The 15,613-nt window shown below is 64.2% G+C and carries 15 protein-coding genes; 8 read left to right on the top strand and 7 right to left on the bottom strand.

Annotated features, from left to right (window positions below; all coding sequences use genetic code 11):
• Positions 1 to 65 precede the first annotated feature (65 nt).
• A complete protein-coding gene (locus P7228_RS11025) occupies positions 66 to 1,136 on the top strand; it encodes a serine hydrolase domain-containing protein (RefSeq protein WP_278015292.1) in 1,071 nt (356 codons plus the stop codon).
• Here the strand turns inward: P7228_RS11025 and P7228_RS11020 are convergent.
• Positions 1,133 to 1,840, bottom strand: a complete 708-nt coding sequence (locus P7228_RS11020; protein ID WP_278015291.1) for a DUF4197 domain-containing protein — start codon at positions 1,838 to 1,840, stop codon at positions 1,133 to 1,135. The genes P7228_RS11025 and P7228_RS11020 overlap by 4 nt on opposite strands.
• A gap of 58 nt (positions 1,841 to 1,898) precedes the next feature.
• Between P7228_RS11020 and P7228_RS11015 the strand changes: the two genes are divergently transcribed.
• Positions 1,899 to 4,064, top strand: coding sequence for a primosomal protein N' (locus tag P7228_RS11015; protein WP_278015290.1), 2,166 nt, complete (start codon positions 1,899 to 1,901; stop codon positions 4,062 to 4,064).
• Here P7228_RS11015 and P7228_RS11010 read toward each other — a convergent pair whose 3' ends face one another.
• Positions 4,065 to 4,460, bottom strand: coding sequence for a winged helix-turn-helix transcriptional regulator (locus P7228_RS11010; protein WP_347402837.1), 396 nt, complete (start codon positions 4,458 to 4,460; stop codon positions 4,065 to 4,067).
• Between the two features lie 80 nt (positions 4,461 to 4,540).
• Between P7228_RS11010 and P7228_RS11005 the strand changes: the two genes are divergently transcribed.
• From P7228_RS11005 to P7228_RS10995, 3 genes are read left to right on the top strand one after another with little or no spacing between them, the layout of a single operon-like run.
• The gene (locus P7228_RS11005; RefSeq protein ID WP_278015289.1) at positions 4,541 to 5,137 is read left to right on the top strand and encodes an FMN-dependent NADH-azoreductase; all 597 of its coding nucleotides are present in this window, start codon (positions 4,541 to 4,543) and stop codon (positions 5,135 to 5,137) included.
• 34 nt (positions 5,138 to 5,171) lie between these two features.
• On the top strand, positions 5,172 to 6,743 hold the full coding sequence (locus P7228_RS11000) for a cryptochrome/photolyase family protein (protein WP_278015288.1): 1,572 nt from the start codon (positions 5,172 to 5,174) through the stop codon (positions 6,741 to 6,743).
• Between the two features lie 13 nt (positions 6,744 to 6,756).
• Positions 6,757 to 7,389, top strand: a complete 633-nt coding sequence (locus P7228_RS10995) for a glutathione S-transferase family protein (protein WP_278015287.1) — start codon at positions 6,757 to 6,759, stop codon at positions 7,387 to 7,389.
• 36 nt (positions 7,390 to 7,425) lie between these two features.
• Here the strand turns inward: P7228_RS10995 and P7228_RS10990 are convergent, their stop codons facing one another.
• The 4 genes from P7228_RS10990 to P7228_RS10975 all read right to left on the bottom strand — a co-directional run bounded on the left by P7228_RS10990 (position 7,426) and on the right by P7228_RS10975 (position 10,770).
• Positions 7,426 to 7,791, bottom strand: coding sequence for a helix-turn-helix domain-containing protein (locus P7228_RS10990; RefSeq protein WP_278017755.1), 366 nt, complete (start codon positions 7,789 to 7,791; stop codon positions 7,426 to 7,428).
• A 693-nt stretch (positions 7,792 to 8,484) separates the two neighbouring features.
• Positions 8,485 to 9,264 carry an isocitrate lyase/PEP mutase family protein gene (locus tag P7228_RS10985; protein WP_278015286.1) on the bottom strand — a complete coding sequence of 260 codons (780 nt, stop codon included), beginning with the start codon at positions 9,262 to 9,264 and terminating at the stop codon, positions 8,485 to 8,487.
• Positions 9,261 to 10,292 (bottom strand): bifunctional transcriptional activator/DNA repair enzyme AdaA, encoded by a 1,032-nt coding sequence (locus tag P7228_RS10980; RefSeq protein WP_278015285.1) that lies wholly within the window; start codon positions 10,290 to 10,292, stop codon positions 9,261 to 9,263. Before P7228_RS10980 ends, P7228_RS10985 begins: the two co-directional genes overlap by 4 nt.
• A complete protein-coding gene (locus P7228_RS10975) occupies positions 10,285 to 10,770 on the bottom strand; it encodes a DUF1203 domain-containing protein (protein ID WP_278015284.1) in 486 nt (161 codons plus the stop codon). The genes P7228_RS10980 and P7228_RS10975 overlap by 8 nt, the downstream gene beginning before the upstream one ends.
• Before the next feature lie 98 nt (positions 10,771 to 10,868).
• Here P7228_RS10975 and P7228_RS10970 point away from each other — a divergent pair, with 98 nt between their 5' ends.
• Positions 10,869 to 12,449, top strand: coding sequence for a trypsin-like peptidase domain-containing protein (locus P7228_RS10970; protein WP_278015283.1), 1,581 nt, complete (start codon positions 10,869 to 10,871; stop codon positions 12,447 to 12,449).
• A gap of 27 nt (positions 12,450 to 12,476) precedes the next feature.
• Here the strand turns inward: P7228_RS10970 and P7228_RS10965 are convergent, their stop codons facing one another.
• Positions 12,477 to 13,307 (bottom strand): TauD/TfdA dioxygenase family protein, encoded by an 831-nt coding sequence (locus tag P7228_RS10965; protein ID WP_278015282.1) that lies wholly within the window; start codon positions 13,305 to 13,307, stop codon positions 12,477 to 12,479.
• 201 nt (positions 13,308 to 13,508) lie between these two features.
• Between P7228_RS10965 and P7228_RS10960 the strand changes: the two genes are divergently transcribed.
• Together P7228_RS10960 and atpA are read left to right on the top strand one after the other, a co-directional pair.
• Positions 13,509 to 14,063 (top strand): F0F1 ATP synthase subunit delta, encoded by a 555-nt coding sequence (locus tag P7228_RS10960; protein ID WP_278015281.1) that lies wholly within the window; start codon positions 13,509 to 13,511, stop codon positions 14,061 to 14,063.
• A gap of 3 nt (positions 14,064 to 14,066) precedes the next feature.
• Positions 14,067 to 15,596, top strand: coding sequence for a F0F1 ATP synthase subunit alpha (atpA, locus tag P7228_RS10955; protein WP_278017754.1), 1,530 nt, complete (start codon positions 14,067 to 14,069; stop codon positions 15,594 to 15,596).
• Positions 15,597 to 15,613 lie beyond the last annotated feature (17 nt).

Genomic DNA, 15,613 nt, shown 5'->3' with positions numbered 1-15,613 from the left:
CCTTGATCGTTGGGCCTCAGCCTTTATGCAAAGACGCCCAACTACAGCTGTAGACGGAGAATTCGATGTCATTTCGCACAGCTTTCCTGATCGGTCTTTCCAGTCTTGCCGTACTCTCCCAGCCAGTGCTTGCGCAGGTAGAGGTGGAAACCTCTGGCACCCCGGAAGGCGCCGAGGCGGAGGAAGTTGTCCTGCGGAGCGACGGCCTAGAGAGCCAGCTGGACGCGATCTATGCGGAACATGATTTTGCAGGCGTTCTCTACATTAAGAAGGACGGCGAGGTCCTGCTGCAGAAGGCGTTTGGCGAGGCAGATCCCGCCAGCGGTAGATTCAATCAGGTCGATACGATCTTCGGCATCGGATCGCGACCGATCGATTTCACCATTGCCTCGATCTACCTTCTCGCACAGCGCGGCCAGCTCTCGCTCGATGACACACTAGCAAAGTACTACCCCCAAGCGCCTGCCGACCGCGCCGGGATGACGCTCCGCCACATGATGACCGGCAAATCGGGACTGCCCGACTTTCCTGCGCGGCCGGGTGTCGACTGGGACGCCGACCTGGCATGGATAGAACGCAGCGAGTTCGAGCGCCGCACGATGGAGATTCCCCTGCTTTTCGCACCCGGTGCTGGAGAGGAGCATTCGCATTGGGCCTTTGGCGTGCTGGCCGCGATCGTCGAGCGGGTGAGCGGCAAGACCTACGAGCAATTCCTGCAGTCCGAGTTCTTCGATCCGGCCGGCATGAGGCAAACGGGAAGCTACGGCCAACGCGGCGATCACAAGATCGAGGACTTCGCGGTCGGCGGCGGGGTACAGCGCGGATTGCCGAATATTCCCCCCAATTGGGGCCCGACCAGCTGGCTGGTGAAGGGCAGCGGCGGCATGTATTCCTCGCTCGGCGACCTGCTGAAATTCTATGCCTTCGTGACCGATGGCGGAGTGCTGGAAAAGCAGTATGCCGACCACTTTCGCCAGCCCGCAGCCAATGTCGACGGGTCGGAACGCGGCTTCGAGCTGTTCAGTTTCTCGAGCCAGGATCGCGACGACGTGACATTCGGCTTCTTCAACAAGAACGGCCAACAAGCGGTCGGAAAATTGCTGCGCCCGCTGATCGACTTCCTACGCGCCGACTAGATCACGCTTCCCGCGCCGAACACGCCGATAATCACCGGATCGCGCGTTTCGCGCGGATTGGCGCGGATCTGTTCTTCCTCGAAGCCCATCTCGTCCCAGATCGAATCGTTGATATTGCCTGCGAGGCGGTTGGCGATGCCGCTGATGTTCGTCCCGGCGGCTGCGTCGATCAGCTGGCCGACGAGCGGGTCGGAGGCGATCTCGATCGCGCGACCAAGCTCGGGCACCATCGCCTCGATCAAGCGCCCGCCCATTTCGCCGCGCAGGAAGCTGGTGGCCGCGCGCGGACCGCCGCGCACCAGGTCGACCGCGTTCTCGAAGCCGATCACGCGCACCGCGTCGGCGACCACCGGAGCGGCACGCTCCGATCCCTCGATCGCGATATCGGCAAAGGCGTCCTCAAGGCGGTCCTTGAACAGCGCCGAGGTGAGGATGCGGGTCAGCACATCGCCGCGCGTGCCGAGCAGATTGCCAAGCCCGACGCGTCCGACCTGCTGGTCCCAATAGCCGTCCGGCGCGGTCAGGCGGGCGAAGGCGCGCTCGCTCGACAGCAGCAGCATCCGGCGGATCGCATCGGTGAAGCTGAAGCCGGGGAGACTGCTGCAGGCTGGCAGCGCCAGCATGGCGCCACCCGCCAGCGCACCGGCAATAACGCTGCGGCGCCCAATCGGTCTGGCGGCGGACTGGGTCAAAAATCGGGACATTTCCTGTTCTCCTTCACTTGCCGTTTCCACCATGCGGCACTCATATGTGGCGCGGCAGATGAACCGCGTCCGACTCCTTGTTTTCAACGCCGCGCTCGGCGCGCTCGACTACCGTGTGCCCGAGGGCATGCGGGTCGAGCCGGGTTCGGTCGTGCTCGCCCCGCTCGGTCCGCGCCAGATCACGGGTATCGTTTGGGAGGAAGAACGGCTTCCTGCAAACGACGTTCCTGACAGCAAGCTGCGCCCGCTGCTCGAACTGATGCCGGTGCCGCCGCTGTCGGCGCCGCTGCGCCGCCTCGTCGAATGGACTGCCGACTATTATTGCGCGCCGATGAGCGCAGTCGCACGCATGGTGATTTCTTCGGGCGGCGCGCTCAATGGCCCCGCCACAATGACCGAATACCGGCTGTCGGGCGGAATGCCGGAGCGGATGACGCCGCAGCGCGAGCTCGCAATGGCAGCGCTCGAAGGCGAGCAGGCGACGATTCGCGAGCTGGCGGGGATAGCCGGGGTGTCGGAGGGCGTCTTGCGCGGGCTCGTGGGCCAGGGCGCGATCGAGCCGGTGACGGTGGCTATCGACCGCCCGTTCGAGCCTGCCGATCCAGACCACGACCTGCCCGAACTCTCGCCCGACCAGCGCGAGGTCGCCGACCGGCTGGTCGAAGCGGTCCGGGCGCGGAAATTCGCGCCCTTCCTGCTCGACGGTGTGACCGGATCGGGCAAGACCGAAACCTATTTCGAACCAGTCGCCGAATCGATCCGCCAGGGGCGGCAGGTGCTGGTGCTGCTGCCCGAAATCGCGCTGACCGAGAATTTCCTCAAGCGGTTCGAGCATCGCTTCGGCGCGCCTCCGGTGCTGTGGCACAGCTCGCTGAAATCGACCGAGCGCCGCCGCGCCTGGCGCGCGATCAGCGAAGGCACGGCGCAAGTCGTCGTGGGTGCGCGTTCGGCGCTGTTCCTGCCCTATCGCTACCTCGGCCTGATCGTGGTCGACGAGGCGCACGAGGTGAGCTTCAAGCAGGACGACGGCGTGCGCTACAACGCCCGCGACGTTTCGGTGATGCGTGCGCGCTTCGAAGGTTTCCCCGTGGTGCTCGCCAGCGCCACGCCTGCACTCGAGAGCCTGCAGATGGCCGAGAGCGGCATCTACGAGAAGCTCGATTTGCCGAGCCGGTTCGGCGGGGCCGAATTGCCCAGCATCGACACTGTCGACCTGACCGAGGAAAAGCCCGGATCGGGTCGCTGGCTCGCCCCGCGACTGGTTGAAGCGCTTGAGGACCGGCTGGCCAAGGGCGAGCAGTCATTGCTGTTCCTCAACCGGCGCGGCTTTGCACCGCTGACGCTGTGCCGCAATTGCGGGTTCCGCTTCAAATGCCCCAATTGCAGCGCCTGGCTGGTCGAGCACCGCCTCTCGCAGCGTCTCGCCTGCCATCACTGCGGGCACGAGACGACGCCGCCTGCGACCTGCCCCGAATGCGGTGAACCCGATTGCCTCGTCGCCTGCGGTCCCGGGGTCGAGCGCATCGCCGACGAGGTAGCCGAGCTGTTTCCCGAAGCGCGCGTCGCCATCGCCACTTCCGACACGCTCAATTCGCCCGAACGCGCCGCGCAGTTCATCGCCGAGGCCGAAGCGGGCGCGATCGACATTATCGTCGGCACCCAGCTCGTGACCAAGGGCTTCCATTTTCCCGAACTGACGCTGGTGGGCGTGGTCGATGCCGACCTCGGCCTCGAGGGCGGAGACCTGCGCGCGGGCGAGCGCACCTATCAGCAGGTGGCGCAGGTCGCCGGACGCGCAGGGCGCGGTTCGAAACCCGGCGAAGTGCTGATCCAGACCCGACACCCGACCGCCGCGGTGATCGCTGCGCTGGCGGAGGGCGACCGCGACGCCTTCTACGAAGCCGAGACCGAGGCACGGCGGATGGTCGGTGCCCCGCCCTTCGGCCGCTGGGCAGCCATCATCATCTCCGCCGAGGATGACAAGGAGGCGCGCGAGGCCGCCAATCGGCTTGGCGATAGCCGCCCGAACGAGGACGACCTGATGATCCTCGGCCCCGCTCCTGCCCCGCTCGCCCTGCTGCGGGGGCGCTATCGCTATCGATTCCTCGTCAACGCCCGCCGCAGCGTCGAATTGCAGAAGATCATCATGCGCTGGATCGGCACCCAGAACTTCGCGCCCGGGGTCCGCGTCGGCGTGGATATCGACCCCTACAGCTTCGTCTGATCAGCAGGCGTCTGCCTCGGCCGCGTCGAACTGGCTGCGCGCGGTTTCGATCGCCCCGATATTGTCCATCGCCCATTCGCCGAGCATCGCAACCGGCCCGGTCAGCGATGCGCCGAGCGAGGTAAGCGCGTAGTCCACGCGCGGCGGGACCGTGGGCGTCACGGTCCGGTCGACCAACCCGTCGCGTTCGAGCGCGCGCAGCGTGCGGGTCAGCATCCGCTGCGAGATGCTGTCGATCTCGCGCCGCAATTCGTTGAAGCGCTTCGAGCCCCTGGCAAGGCTCATCACCACGCGCACCGACCACTTGTCGCCAATGCGCGAAAGGACGTCGTTCACCGCGCGGCAACTGGGCTGGTCCGGGACATGCATGGTCACACCGGTGTTCCTATCGGACAAGAAAGTGCCTTCTTGCGCGTTCCGTGTAGCAGTATCCATATGGCCTCCAGGTTATCGAAAGTAACTATGGAGTACCGAATATGCAAATCCTTCGCATTGATAGCGCCACGACCGGCGAACAGTCGATCTCGCGCCGCCTGACGCAGATGATCACCGATCACTACGCCGCCAAAAACCCAGAGGCGCAAATCGTCACTCGCGACCTCGTTTCCGAACCCCTGCCCCACATCGATCCGATCACCACCAAGGCGATCCGTACACCGACCGAGACCCACGAAGAGGCAGTCCGGGCCGCCTATCCCGCCCAGCGCGCCGTGCTTGACGAGTTCCTCGCCTCCGACGTGGTGGTGATCGGTGCGCCGATGTACAATTTCTCGATCCCGAGCCAGCTCAAGGCATGGCTCGACCGCCTCGGCGTCCCCGGCGTCACCTTCAAATATTCCGAGAAAGGCCCCGAAGGCCTCGCCGGCGGCCGCAAGGTCGTGATCGCCTCCGCCCGCGGCGGCGCCTACGAAAACGGCACCATGGCCGAGAACCAGGAAAGCCTGCTCAAGACCTTCCTCGAATTCATCGGCGTCGACGATCTGACCTTCATCCGCGTCGAGAAGGCGGGCTTCGGGCCGGAGGCCATCGAGGCGGAATTCGCCGCGGCCAAGGGCGAAATCGCCAGGCTTTGAGGCACCGAACGGGCAGCCGGGCATTGGTTGAGCAATGCCCGGTTCCCCCGACAAGCCCATCCTCGTCCCCATCCTTGGCGACCAGTTGACCCGCACGCTCGCGAGCCTGCGCGGGCGCGCGAAGGACGACACCGTCATCCTGCTGATGGAGGTCTGGGACGAGGCAACTTACGTCAAGCACCACAAGCAGAAGATCGCGCTGATCTTCTCCGCCATGCGCCACTTCGCCGCCGAGCTGGCAGCTGCCGGTTGGAACGTCGACTATGTCAGGCTGACCGATGCGGACAACTCGGGCAGCTTCACCGGTGAGGTCGCGCGCGCGGTCGAGCGCCACGATCCCCGCGCGATCCATGTGGTCGGGGCGGGCGAATGGCGGGTCCTGCAGGCGCTCGAGGAATGGCCCGACAAGTTCGCCTGCGACGTCGAGATCTTCCCCGACGACCGCTTCCTGTGCAGCCACGATGAGTTTCGCGACTGGGCCGATGGGCGCGACCACCTGACGATGGAATATTTCTATCGCGAAATGCGCAAGAAAACCGGCCTGCTGATGGACGATGGCAAGCCGACTGGCGGAGAGTGGAATTACGACAAGCGGAACCGCGAGAGCCCCGACGGCGATCTGGCCCCGCCGCCGCGCCCGCTGTTCGAACCCGACGAAATCACGCGCGACTGCATCAAACTGGTCGAGGAGAAATTCCCCGACCACTTCGGCTCGCTGGAGAAATTCGCTTGGCCGGTCACCCGCGCCGAGGCCGAGCAAGCCGCCGATGCCTTCTTCGCAGAGCGGATCGAACAGTTCGGTCCCTATCAGGACGCGATGGTCCACGGGCAGGACGACCTCTACCACTCGATGCTCTCGACCAGCATCAATCTCGGGCTGCTCGACCCGCTCGAACTGTGCCAGCGCGCCGAGCAAGCCTACCGGGATAGCAAGGCGCCGCTCAATTCGGTCGAGGGCTTCATCCGCCAGATCATCGGCTGGCGCGAATATGTCCGCGGCTTCTACTGGTACTTCATGCCCGATCTTGAGCGCCGCAATGCGCTCAATGCCCAGCGTAGCCTGCCCGAGTTCTACTGGACCGGCGAAACCGACATGCGCTGCATGGCCGATTGCGTGCGCTCGACGCGCGACAATGCCCATGCCCATCACATCCAGCGGCTGATGGTGCTCGGCAATTTCGCCCTGCTCGCCGGGATCGACCCGCGCCAGGTGCAGGACTGGTATCTCGCGGTCTATGCCGATGCCTATGAATGGGTCGAAATGCCCAACGTGGTCGGCATGATCCTCTATGCCGATGGCGGGATACTCGCGACCAAGCCCTATGCCGCCTCGGGCAATTACATCAACAAGATGAGCGATTACTGCAAAGGTTGCCGCTACTCGGTCTCAAAGAAGACCGGCGACGGCGCCTGCCCCTTCAACCCGCTCTACTGGCATTTCATTCATCGCCACCGCGACAAGCTCGAAAGCAACCACCGGATCGGGCGGATTTACGCCAATTGGGACCGGATGGGCGAAGCGAAACAGCGCGAATATCTGGCGAGCGCGGAGAAATTCCTCGACTCATTGACGCCCGCCAGCAAGGGTTGGGCGAGATATTCCTAGGGAGAGCCATGCCATGCTGACCGTCCACCACCTGCGCCTGTCGCAATCCGAACGCATCGTCTGGCTGTGCGAGGAAATGGGCATCGACTACGAGGTCAAGCTCTACAACCGCCGCGAGGACAACCGGTTGGCACCCGACGAGTACAAGGCGCTGCACCCGATGGGCATCGCCCCGGTGATCACCGATGGCGAATTCGTGCTTGGCGAGAGCGGCGCGATCATCGACTGGATCGTGGCGCAATATGGCGACCGCGGGCTGATCCCCGACAAGAACCACCCCGATTTCGCCGACCACCTGTTCTATTACCACTGGGCCAATGCGACCTTCATGACCAACGGCATGATGGCGCTGGTGGCGAACTTCATGGGCGCCAAGGAACTGCCGCCCTTCGTCGCCGACCGGGTGCAGAAAGGCTGGGCGATCGTCGAGAAGCGGCTGGGCGAGGCCGACTATTTCGGCGGGTCGCAGCTCACCACGGCCGACATCATGATGGGCTTCCAGCTCACCACCAGCCGCGCGATGAGCGGGATGAACATCGAGGGGATGCCCAATTTGCAGGCGTACCTGAACCGGATCGGCGAGCGCGAGGCCTACCAGCGCGCGATGGCCAAGGCCGAACCGGGAATGCCGCCGAAACTGGATTGAGGTGCAGGTCTGCTTTTGGGTGGCAAGCGGACTTCGCTAGATATCGGCGACCAGGCATTTCGCCTGCGTCGAGCAATCGCAACCGGAAAGCGCTTCCAACTTGTCGGCTAGAACCGATAGCTCGGCGATGGAAGTTCGCAAAAACAATGCCTGCTCGTGCGCAAGTTCCTTCCTGCCATCCTGATCGAGATCGGCCAGTTCGCGCAATTTCGAAATCGAGAAGCCCAGCTTTCGGCCAGCTATTATCGTTTCGAGCCTAAGCAAGTCTTCCATATCGTAGATACGCCTGCCGGACCGCCTGGCCGGCCTCGGCAACAGGCCCTCGGATTCGTAATACCTAATCGCAGAGGGTTTTACCCCTAACTTCGTGGCAAGTTGCCCTATCCCTATCCCGCTTGACATGAAGTGTGCTTTAAGTGGCAACTGGGGTGTCCATCAACTGAAAGGTTTCTACAAATGGACACAATGGAGTTCGGTCAGCTGCCGTTTTTGGTGAAGTTCTCTTCCCTTCTAACGCTGTTCCTCGCATGGGTCGCATTCGCAGAGATCATCATCGATAGGCATGGTTTGGACAAGTACTTGCCATACTACCGGGTCGGCAATTTTTGCCCGTACGAATTGGTGGTCCTTGGCTTACTTGTCGTGGTCTGGATCGCTTTGCATCGGTGATGTTCTAGCTAAAGCAGAATGTCCGCAATCGCGTCGTTAGCGGACATCTCCAAATTTGCCGTCATCCCCGCGAAAGCGGGGAGCCAGACTAGCCACGGTGCAGGCTTGCCATGGATTCCCGCCGACGCGGGAACGACGAAGTGTAGCGGTGCGCGCATTTCCTACACGGGCGCGAGGCGATACCGTGCATGCCGCTCTTTGCCATTGTCTTTGCCATCTCGCGGTGCCGACCACCCGCCAATCGCGGGTCTCACTTTCGCAATGCGCGGGTGACACTTCGCGCGATGTAAGGTGACACTCTACCCCGCGTAGAGTCACACTTCGGCGCGCAGGGTGACACTTTGCCCCGCTACAGTCACGGAAAGGGGCTTTTCGCCTTTAGACCGTGTTCCATGTGTTCCATCGAGTAGGATTTCGCGTCCAGATTCAGCCCGCGTCGTAGGGCGGCGCATCTCCGTCCAGCACAAGCTTCGCCGCCTCCGCCAGCCAGTCCATCGCCGCCGCCCAGGGCCGGTGGCCGTGGCTGATCCGCGCGGCGCCAAGCTCGGCCAGTTCCTGCCGGCTGGCGTAGCCCCCCGCCGAGGCCGGGGTCCAGATGATGTTGACCGGCAGCGGCGAGCCTTCGCAGATCGCCGCGATGCATTGGCGATTGGTCGTGAAAGGTACGAACAGGCTGCCCGCGCCCGCATCGGCATAGGCCCGCCCGCGTTCGAGCGTCGCCTCGACCAGTTCCGGCCCGTGCGCCTCGGCCGGCTGGCCGCGAAACACGTCGCAGCGCGCATTGACGAACATGCCCGTATCGGCGGCGGCCCTGACTCGGCGCGCCTGCTCTTCCACCGGGATCAGTTCGGCCTCGCCCGGCATGCGGTCTTCCATATTGATGCCGACCGCACCCGCCTCTAAGGCCCGCGCAACCGAGCGCCCGACTTCCTCCGCCGTTCCGCCGTAACCCGATTCCATGTCGATCGAGACAGGCAGGTCCGTAACCCGCAGTACGCCCGCCAGCACCTCCAGCGCGCGGTCGAGCGGAAAGGTCTCGCCATCCTTGAAGCCCTGCGCCTCGGCCACGCCATAGCTGCCGGTGGCGATCGCCCTCGCCCCCGCTTCTGCCACCGCGCGGGCGCTCCCTGCATCCCAGATGTTGAACAGCACCAGCGGATCGCCGGGGACATGCAGCGCCCGGAATGTCTCGACCTTGTTACTCATTTCGCCTCCCTCTTGAGGAGTTCCTGCTTGATCGCGAGCCCATAGGCATAGCCGCCCAGGGTTCCGTCTGCGGCGATTACCCGGTGGCACGGGATCAGCACAGCGATATTGTTGGCGCCGTTGGCCCCGCCGACCGCGCGGCTCGCCTTGGGGTTGCCGAGCATAGCGGCCTGTTCGCCATAGCTGCGCGTCTCCCCCGCTGGGATCTCGCGCAGCGCTTGCCAGCAACGCTGCTGGAATGCGGTGCCCTTAACGTCGAGCGGAATATGCGAGTTGTCGAGCGCAGGCTCCTCGACTGCGGCCACGACCTGGTCGAATAGCGCGGCGAATTCGCCGGAGCCCTCGACCAGTTCGGCCTGGGGAAAACGGGCGCGCAGTTCCGCCTCGCCTTCGTTGAAGCTGAGGCAGCACACGCCCCGATCGGTCGCCGCGACGAGCATCTGCCCGAGAGAGGTTGCGATCTGCTTCCAACGGATCACCCGCCCCTTGCCGCCGTTCTTCCAGTCGCTTGGGCTCATGCCGAGCCTTCCTTTCGTGTCTTCGTAGAAGCGGCTCGGCGCCTCATATCCCGCATCGTAGATCGCGTCGGTCACCCGCCCTGCATTGCCCAGCGCATCGCGGACCCGCTCCTCGCGCAGCGCCCTGGCATAGGCATTGGGCGAAAGCCCGGTTGCGCGCTTGAACACGCGCTGGAAATGCGTCGGCGAATAACCGGTGATAGCGGCAAGCTCGTCGAGCGTAGGGCTTCCTTCCGACTGCTTGATCTCCTCGATCGCCGCCATCACCGCGGCCTCGTCGCGGCCGACATCATCGGGCAGGCAGCGCTTGCACGCCCTGAGGCCTGCCGCGCGCGCCTCGGCCCCGGTAGCAAAGAAGCGCACGTTCTGGCGCGAAGGATGGCGGGCAGCGCAGCTCGGTCGGCAATAGATGCCCGTGGTGAGCACGCCAGTGACAAAGCGCCCGTCAAAGCTGCGGTCGCGGCGGAGGACGGCGGCCCAGGCGGTGCTGGCTTCGGGGAGCTTACTCATCGTGACCACCATCATAGCGGTTGATGCGCGCAGCGAAACAGCCATGCATGGCATTGTGCGCGTCGATATAGGCGACTTCAGGTATTGTCAGGAGCGTCCGCAGTTGCGCATCGACATCGTCAGCGAGCGCGATCCCTGCGGCGACAAGATTGCCCGCCTCGCTATAGCAGCGCAGCGAGATCGGCCTCCCGCGAAGGATTGGCGGAACCCTGTCGATGTATCTCGCAGGCGCGCACGCCGCCTCGCGCACATAGATCGCAAAGCTGTTGCGATATGGCGTCTCGACATCGTGATTGGTGAAATGGACGAGCGCAAGTTCATCGCCGGGCGCAGCGTCTTCCAGGCTGACGCGGCAGGGATACTTTCCCTCTGCACCCGCCGCCATGCGAGTCGCGCGAGCATCTCGTAATTGGCCCGCATCCATCGCAAACAGCGGCCGGAACTTTTGCGGGTCGAGCCCTTCGATCATGTAGGCCATCTCTGTCTCCTTGGTTGGACCCAAGTGATGCCGCTATTCGTGGCCGGCCACATCCCGAAGCTTGCGATCAAAGTGATTGCCCGTCAAACACGCAGCCCATGACCCGTATTCTCTGCCTCCTGGCGCTGTTGCTGGCGCTAGCCTTCCCCCAGACCACCAATGCCGATCCTGCTGACATCGATGCAGCGGCGCGCGGCGTAGTGCGCGTGGTCATCATCGGCAGCAGCGGCGAAGAGGTCTATCCGGTCAGCCACGGCAGCGGCTTTGCCGTCAGCGCGACCAAGGTGGTGACCAATGCCCACGTCGTGCGCGAGGCGCTGCTCGACGACACGTTGCGGATCGGCATCGTGCCGAGCGAGGGCGAGGAAGCCGCCTATGGCAAGGCGGTATCGGTCAGCCCGCGCAACGACCTCGCCCTGATCGAGATCACCGAAGGCAGCCTGCGCCTGCCGCCGCTGACGATCGCCGGCGGCGCGGCGGGCGACATGGGCGAGGTTTCCTCGGTCGGCTACCCGATGAATGTCGATCGCGCGCAGGGACTCGACATCGGCGACATCTTTCGCGCCCAGCCCCCGGTCAAGAGCCGCGGCTTCCTGTCGGGCGCACGGCCCAGCCGCCAGTTCGACACTATCCTCCATACCGCGCCGATCGCACGCGGGAATTCCGGCGGGCCGCTGCTCGACGCATGCGGCAGAGTGCTCGGCGTCAACAGCTTCGGCGCGGATTCGGACGGTTCGGATGCGGAATTCTACTTCGCCGTCTCGAACCGCGAGCTGCTGCCGTTCCTGCGCGCCAATGAAGTCGAACCGCGCACCAATTCACTTCCCTGCAAGAGCATCGACGATCTCGACGCGGCCGAGCGGGCGCGGCTCGAACAGCAACGCTCCGACGCCCGTGAGCGGCTCGAGGCGCGGGAGAACGAACTGCGCGAGAAGCGCGATCGCGCCCGGTTCGAGGCGCAACTCTCGGTCATGGACGAGCGCGAGAACGCCCTGGCGCTGGCGCTGATCCTGCTGATGGTCGCATCGGCGGCGGGCTACATCGGCTGGAATGCCCGCCAGCAGGAGGAATCCGAACGCCGCGCAATGATCGGCTTCGCGGTGGCGGGCCTGTCGCTCGTCGGCGCGATCGTGTTGTGGATCACTCGCCCGGGCCTCGAGGAAATCGATCGCCGCGTGCAGGCGGCCACCGGCAGCGAGAACCAGGACGGCGGCCAGAACCCCGATTCACTTGCCAGCGAGGGGACCTTGCTGTGTTCGCTCCTTCCTGATCGCAGCCGCGTCACCAGCGCGCGGACCGACGATGTCGAATTCGACTGGGCGGCCGATGGCTGCGTTAACACCCGCACCCAGTACGGTTACCTCAACGGCGACTGGACGCGCGTGCTCGTGCCCGATGATGAAGACGCGGTTTCGGTCAACCACTACGACCCGAAGACGCGGACATTCCGTACCGATCGCTATTTGCTGGGGCGCGCGGCGATGTCGCAGGCGCGCGAAGCCCGCGGCGAGTATTCTCCGCCAAGCTGCGGGGTGACCGACGCCGCGCGGACCCTGGGCGAGCAGCAATCGGGCGTGCTCTCGTTGCTCCCCAATCGCCCGAACGAGCGGCTGGTCTATAGCTGCGAGCCTTCGCCGACGCGGCGAGCCACGTCCTCAACCGGGGACAGCGAAGAGTAGCTCAGCGAACGAGTACCTCGGGGCAAGCTAGGCGGCCAGCGCGTCCCCGCTCAACGTAATGCGGTGCATCTCGCGCGCGTGCCCCTGGTAGTCGTTCAGAGCATTGTGCCAGGTCGTCCGGTTGTCCCAGATCGCGACCGTGCCCGGCTGCCACACAACGCGGCACTGGTTGTCGGCACTCACCGCCGCATCGTAGAGCCGATGGAGCAGCGGCAGGCTTTCCTCGCGCGTGCGCCCAACGATGTTCACGGTGAAGGCAATGTTGACGTAAAGCAGCCTGCGCCCGGTGTGCGGATGGCGGATCACCACCGGATGGACAGCCCCGGTCTTGAGATCCTGCCCGCGTAGCTCGCCGCCCATGTCGGTCTGCGCATAGAGCCCGTCGGCCTTATATACATGGTCGGCGGTGTGAAACGCCTCCAGCCCTTCGATCTCCTTCTTCAGATCGTCCGGCAGCGAATCATAGGCCGCACCCATATGGGCATAGAGCGTGTCGCCCCCCTTGGGCGGGAGCACGCGCGCCACCAGGATCGATCCCATCGCCGGGATCTGGTCATAGGAATGGTCGGTGTGCCACGCCCCGCCGATATTGGTCTGCTGGTCGGGGGCCTTCCGCACGATCGCGATCTCGGGATGCTGATCCGTCAGCGGGAAATAGTTGTTGATGTCGATCCCGCCCCAGCGCTTTGCGAAAGCGATGTGTTCCTCTGGCGAGAAGTCCTGATCGCGGAAGACTGCGACCCCATGCTCGTAGATGGCGTGCTTGATCCGGCCCATCTCGGCATCGCTGCAATCGCTGAGCGAAACTCCGGAGATTTCGACCCCGCATTTGGGGGCCATCGGGGTAATTTCCATCATGCCTCTCCCGCGCTTGATCGCGCATTTCCGCTGCATCCTACGACATAGGTACAATGAGTCCATAGAATCGCCGCCAATCGGGTTGCATCGCAGCATGCTCGGTGCTAGGCGCGCGCCAGCTTTGCCGGGGTGCCTTCTGCGCACCCGGATCGGCCAAAGCGATGCATCGTTATTTTCCGGATCCAAGAGGACCTCAGACGCGTGGATATTTCCGCCGGTATTCAGGCTAGCCTGGCAGGGCGTTACGCAGTTGCCTTGTTCGAGCTCGCAGCCGAAGATGGCACCGTGACAGCGGTCGAATCGGACCTCGAGAAGCTCGAGGCCGCGCTCGCCGAATCGGTCGAGCTGCGCAACGTCACCACCAACCCCGAACTCAGCCGCAAGGCGCAAGGCGCCGCGATCGATGGCGTCGCCGGCGTGCTCGGCCTGACGCAGCTGACGCAGAAGTTCCTCGCCGTGCTGGCGCAGAACCGCCGCCTTGGCGCGCTGCCCGAAATGATCCGCGCCTTCCAGACCATCGCCGCTGCCCAGCGCGGCGAAGTGACTGCCGAAGTGACCAGCGCCCACGCGCTCACAGACGATCAGCTTGCCACGCTCAAGGACAAGCTGACCGCGCGCGAAGGCCGCACCGTAAAGCTCAAGCCGAGCGTCGACCCAGATCTTCTGGGCGGCCTCGTCGTAACCATTGGATCGCAGCGCATCGACGGCTCGATCCGCACCCGTTTGAATTCCCTCGCGAACGCGATGAAAGGCTAAATGATGGAAATCCGCGCCGCAGAAATCTCCAAGGTCATCAAGGACCAGATCGCCAATTTCGGCACCGAGGCCGAAGTCAGCGAAGTCGGCTCCGTTCTCTCGGTGGGTGACGGCATCGCCCGCATCCACGGCCTCGACAAGGTCCAGGCCGGTGAAATGGTCGAATTCGCCAATGGCGTTCAGGGCATGGCCCTCAACCTCGAAGCCGACAACGTTGGCGTCGTGATCTTCGGCTCCGACGCCGAAATCAAGGAAGGCGACAGCGTCAAGCGGACCGGCACCATCGTGGACGTCCCTGTCGGCAAGGGCCTGCTCGGCCGCGTGGTCGACGCGCTCGGCAATCCGATCGACGGCAAGGGCCCGATCGAGTCCACCGAGCGTCGCCTGGTCGAAACCAAGGCGCCCGGCATCATCCCGCGCAAGTCGGTGCACGAGCCCGTGCAGACCGGCCTCAAGGCGCTCGACGCACTGGTTCCCGTCGGCCGTGGCCAGCGCGAATTGATCATCGGCGACCGCCAGACCGGCAAGACGGCCGTCGCGATCGACACCTTCATCAACCAGAAGGAAGTCAACAAGTCGGACGACGAATCGAAGAAGCTCTATTGCATCTACGTCGCTGTCGGCCAGAAGCGTTCGACCGTCGCGCAGATCGTGCGCCAGCTCGAAGAAAACGGCGCGATGGAATATTCGATCGTCATCGCCGCGACCGCTTCGGAGCCAGCTCCGCTGCAGTATCTCGCGCCCTACACCGGCGCTGCGATGGGCGAGTTCTTCCGCGACAACGGCATGCACGCCGTGATCGTGTACGACGACCTTTCCAAGCAGGCCGTCGCCTACCGCCAGATGTCGCTGCTGCTGCGTCGTCCTCCGGGCCGCGAAGCCTATCCGGGCGACGTGTTCTACCTCCACAGCCGCCTGCTCGAGCGTGCGGCGAAGATGAACGAAGAGAATGGCGCCGGTTCGCTGACCGCCCTCCCCGTCATCGAAACGCAGGCAGGCGACGTGTCGGCCTACATTCCGACCAACGTGATCTCGATCACCGACGGCCAGATCTTCCTCGAAACCGACCTGTTCTACCAGGGCGTGCGTCCGGCGATTAACGTCGGCCTCTCGGTTAGCCGTGTGGGCGGTGCCGCCCAGACCAAGGCGATGAAGAAGGTGTCCGGCTCGATCAAGCTCGAGCTCGCGCAGTACCGTGAAATGGCCGCCTTCGCGCAGTTCGGCTCGGACCTCGACGCCGCGACGCAGAAGCTGCTCAACCGTGGTGCCCGCCTGACCGAGCTGCTCAAGCAGCCGCAGTTCCAGCCGATGCCGTTCGAGGAGCAGACCGTGTCGATCTATGCCGGTACCAACGGCTATCTTGATGCCGTCGCCGTCGACCGCGTCACCGAATACGAAGCCGCCATGCTGAGCTTCATGCGCTCGGAACATGCCGACGTGCTCAAGGAAATCCGCGAGACCGGCAAGTTCGAAGGTGAAGTCGCTGACAAGACGAAGGCTGCACTCGACGCCTTCGCCAAGCAGTTCGCCTGAGCCTGAGAGACACGATT

Origin of the sequence: Altererythrobacter sp. CAU 1644, from assembly GCF_029623755.1 — a bacterium.
GTDB classification, from domain to species: domain Bacteria; phylum Pseudomonadota; class Alphaproteobacteria; order Sphingomonadales; family Sphingomonadaceae; genus Erythrobacter; species Erythrobacter arenosus.
This window is presented reverse-complemented; position numbering and strand designations above follow the sequence as displayed.